This is a genomic window from Clostridioides sp. GD02377 (assembly GCF_045899875.1).
Classification (GTDB): domain Bacteria; phylum Bacillota; class Clostridia; order Peptostreptococcales; family Peptostreptococcaceae; genus Clostridioides; species Clostridioides difficile_A.
Window position 1 is genome coordinate 1 of sequence record NZ_JBJODA010000094.1, and the last position, 306, is coordinate 306.

The window sequence follows — 306 nt, forward strand, 5'->3', positions numbered from 1 at the left end:
TTGCATACTGAAATATGTCTTACCAATTCTCCACAGGCTATCCCCGTAGTTCCTACGGTTCTTACATAAGTTATTTATTTTAAACTCTTATTAGTCTTAGTCCTTCTTTTAGTATATTTATACTTGCATTTATATCTCTATCATGAGTTACATTACAACAAGGACAAATCCATTCTCTTATACTTAAATTCTTCATTTCCTCGTTTTTATACCCACATTTATTGCATATTTGTGAACTTGCAAAGAATTTACCTACCTTTACAATTTGTCTACCATACCAATTAGCCTTATATTCTAATTGACGAA

The 306-nt window shown here is 30.4% G+C and carries 1 protein-coding gene; it reads right to left on the reverse strand.

Annotated features, from left to right (window positions below):
- Window positions 1–79 precede the first annotated feature (79 nt).
- Window positions 80–306: zinc ribbon domain-containing protein (locus tag Q3304_RS21025; protein ID WP_407815502.1), on the reverse strand; the 227-nt coding region annotated here is incomplete at its 5' end.